Below are 3284 nucleotides of genomic sequence, written 5' to 3'. Positions count from 1 at the left end.
TCCTGATTGTCGCGCCGTCCCGGAAATCTCTTGCGCCCGTGTCGCTCCGCGGCAATCATCCAGCCGCCGCGACCACAGACTCTCATCCTGATTGTCGCGCTGCTCGCATCCAGATTGTCGCGCCATATACAGCGCCTTCCGTAATTCGCGCCTGATCGGCATGTTTCTTTCGAGCGGCTTGCATAAGGCGCCCGTGACTAAACAGGCAGAACGTCTACTGGCTCTTTGGGGCAGCATCGAGACGGTTGCGAATACCGTGGAAGGAGGCGCCACGTTCGAACTTCCGATGAAATCGATCCTCTTGAAACAACTGAAGTGATCGGATTCCCGCTCCTCCACCCCTCGAGGTGGTGCCGGGCTTGAAGGACTTGGGGCAACCCAGGCCGGCTCCGAAGTCAGGTGATCGCAAGCCTCCCGGCGCCGAAAGAGGCCCCGCCCACAAGGGGGCTTTTGCATTCTGGCCCGATTTCGTGCGCTCAAGCTCCTACGCGCTTTTACAAGAGCGACCCTCGCCGCCTCTCCTCGGAAGCCGCCCAAAAGCGCTTCATCTCCTCCCATTCGGAACGGGTGTCACAAATGAGCCGCAGGAGCTCTACCGGAACATCCTCGTTGAGGACCGGATCTAACCTCTCGTGCAGGCTGCGCTTCAGCCAGAGGGCAAAAAGATCTTCCCGCTCCCCCGGGAAGGGAGGACGTTGGACAGTCGGCATGTCGGAGCCTCCTTGCGTTGGCTCCCCCCGTGTAAAAACGGCTCAGATCCGGCCCGGCTTCGTTCACAGCGGTGAGCCAGCTTCCGGAGATGGCGTGGAAGGGCCGGAAACCCGTTATCCGGCCGAGTCGTTCCTACCATGACGCGTGCGGGTGGGCCTGGAGGTAGGCCCGGCAATCTGGTCCCCCTGGGGTCGCTCCCCTTACGATCAGACCCGCCGTTTTCACCTTCCTCGTGAGAAGCCTACGCGTGGATGCAGACGACTACCCGACCAACGCCGGAGCCCAAGTCTTTCTGCTCGGCGCCATGGCTGAAGCGGCAGTCCAGGGATGGGAAGAAGGGCGGAGGTCAGAAGGTGCCGCCGGCAATTGCCCCTATTCGCATCGCCTTCCCTGGCTCCGGCGCGCTTGGTGCCGATCCCAATTACCGGTACCGGGTTGGTGGGGGACCGGCGTGCGATGCTGGGTTGAGGGACCATATATCGGGGTAGGATGTCCTTCGCTGTGGCCTCGATGGGTTCTTCGTTTCGTTTATCTGAACGCTTCTGGTCTCTGGCTCGGTGGCTGATCCCCAAGCCGGCCAGAGTGCATCCGCTGGGCGGCGGGCGACCGCGCGTGCCGGACCGTCGCGTGCTGGCGGCCATCTTCTTCGTGCTGCGGACGGGCTGCCAGTGGAAGGCGCTGGACGCCACCGGCCTTGGCTCGGGCTCGACCGCGCATCGCCGCTTTCAGGAGTGGGTCCGGGCTGGGTTGTTCTTCCGGCTCTGGCGGGTGGCGGCGCAGCGCTACGACGAGGTGCGCGGGATCGAGTGGCGCTGGCTCGCGGTGGATGGCTGCCTGACCAAGGCGCCACTGTCGCGCAGTGAGGTGGTCGGGCGCAATCCGACCGACCGCGGCAAGCAGGGAGTGAAGCGCTCGCTGCTGGTGGACGGCAAGGGCGTGCCGCTCGCCCTGGTGGTCGGGCCGGCCAACCGCAACGACCACCTGCTCCTGGCTGAGACACTCGACGGTCTGGTGGCTCGCCGCCCACCACGCTCGGCGCTGGTCCAGCATCTCTGCCTCGACCTCGGCTACGACGACGCGGGCTCGCGGCAGGAGGCGGCGCGGCGTGGCTACGTGGTGCACATCCGCGGCCGGCGTGAGGAGGCACGGGCACGCCGGAGCGGGCGCAAGCGGGCGCGGCGTTGGGTTATCGAGCGGACACACGCCTGGCTGAACCGCAGCCGTCGGCTGCTGGTCCGGTGGGAGCGCAAAGTGGCCAATCACGCGGCTTTCCTTCACCTCGCCTGCGCCTTGATCTGCGACCGTGCCGCCGGTGCGAGCGCCGGAATGGGAGTGCGGCGATGACCCGGGCCGAGGTCCTGGCCCAGTACCGCCCGATCCGGGCCGGCATCCGCCGCGTGCTGCGGGAGGCGACGAAGACGTGTGGTCGGGCGGATCTGAACCGAGCCGTCAAGCAGGTCGCACCCTGGGCCGAGGTGGCGGAGCTCGAGGAGGCGGACACGGCCGAGATGCTGGTGGATATCGCTCTCTTCGAGCCGAACCAGCGCGGCCGACGCGCCTTTGACCGCTTCCTCGCCGACGGGGGTGAGCGCCTGGACGCCAGCGATCGCGCCCTGGCCGAACACATGGCCGGGGCGTGGTTCTCGATCTTCCGTGTGGCCGGGCGGCACGAGGTGGTCGGGCTCTGGCTCGAGGACATGCTCGCGGGCAACCGTCGCCTCTGGCTCGTGGACGAGGCGCTCGAGAAGTCCGCGCCCGAGGGCGCCATCGCCGGCATGCGCCTGTTCGACGCGGGGCCATTCCACGCCGGCTTCGGCATCATCGTCGAGCCCGACGCCGAAACGCTCGACTTCTGCCTCGGGGCGAAGGCGCGCGGCGCACCCTTGCCGTTCCGCCACTCCCTCGCCGCCACGCTCTACGGCGACCAACTCCGAGCCGACGCACCGCCCGGACCCGCCGATCTTGCCTTGCTGCAGACCCTGGCCGAGATCCTCACTACCGGGCCGAGCGTGCCTACGAAAGCCGAGCCGACGCACCGCGGCCGCCAGTCGCCAAAGCCGCGCAGGCCATCAAAGCCGCCCAGAAAGTAGGTAATTGGGATCGGCACTTGGCTGGACGGCTTCAGGGAGGGCCGGAATGCCTTGTGGGCAAGTAAGCCCTCCGGCTGATGCCACACGGCTTCCTTCCCGAGTGGCTCGCGCTGATCGTATCCATCCGGCCGGGGCCGCGGGCTATCGAGCGCAGACGTGCTGACCGCGCTCACTGCTTCTGGTTAGGGCTGAGTTCCTTGAGGCTTTCGATGCTCCGCTCGGTGAATCCGAGCGTCGCGCGATCATCGGTGTCGTAGATCCAGAGGCGACCGTCCTCGGGCTCGAGTTGCCTGGCGAGATCCTGCAGCCATTCCTCGTTCCCGCCGAGCATCAAGGCAACATGGCCGATGGTGAAGACGCAGCTGGATGCGGCCATGGTCAGGCTGCCTCGGCCGCAGCCGCACCCCCGCGGGCCTTGCGCCAGTTCCATGCGTGGACGGCCCATGGAGTTCAAGTGCGATTGCAAGGTTTGATGGCGGTACG

3 protein-coding genes are annotated in these 3284 nt (G+C 66.7%); 2 read left to right on the top strand and 1 reads right to left on the bottom strand.

Annotation, left to right across the window (positions count from 1 at the left end):
* Positions 1-1221 precede the first annotated feature (1221 nt).
* Together ACO1BU_RS36440 and ACO1BU_RS36435 are read left to right on the top strand one after the other, a co-directional pair.
* Positions 1222-2055: an IS5 family transposase gene (locus ACO1BU_RS36440; RefSeq protein WP_424140752.1), complete on the top strand. Its 834-nt coding sequence runs from the start codon at positions 1222-1224 to the stop codon at positions 2053-2055.
* A complete protein-coding gene (locus ACO1BU_RS36435; RefSeq protein ID WP_424140751.1) occupies positions 2052-2801 on the top strand; it encodes a DUF7986 domain-containing protein in 750 nt (249 codons plus the stop codon). Before ACO1BU_RS36440 ends, ACO1BU_RS36435 begins: the two co-directional genes overlap by 4 nt.
* 169 nt (positions 2802-2970) lie before the next feature.
* On the opposite strand, the gene ACO1BU_RS36430 is transcribed toward ACO1BU_RS36435, so the two are convergent.
* The coding region (locus ACO1BU_RS36430; protein ID WP_424140750.1) for a hypothetical protein at positions 2971-3284 on the bottom strand (314 nt) is incomplete at its 5' end.

Source organism: Roseomonas chloroacetimidivorans (assembly GCF_049629625.1).
Classification (GTDB): Bacteria; Pseudomonadota; Alphaproteobacteria; order Acetobacterales; family Acetobacteraceae; genus Roseomonas; species Roseomonas chloroacetimidivorans.
Note: the sequence above shows the minus strand (reverse complement) of the source record. Positions and strands in the feature narration are given on the sequence as shown.

Excerpts from the sequence above, each read along its gene's own strand:
- ACO1BU_RS36440 (WP_424140752.1), top strand. The coding sequence starts at position 1,222 with ATGGGTTCTTCGTTTCGTTTATCTGAACGCTTCTGGTCTCTGGCTCGG.
- ACO1BU_RS36435 (WP_424140751.1), top strand. The coding sequence starts at position 2,052 with ATGACCCGGGCCGAGGTCCTGGCCCAGTACCGCCCGATCCGGGCCGGC.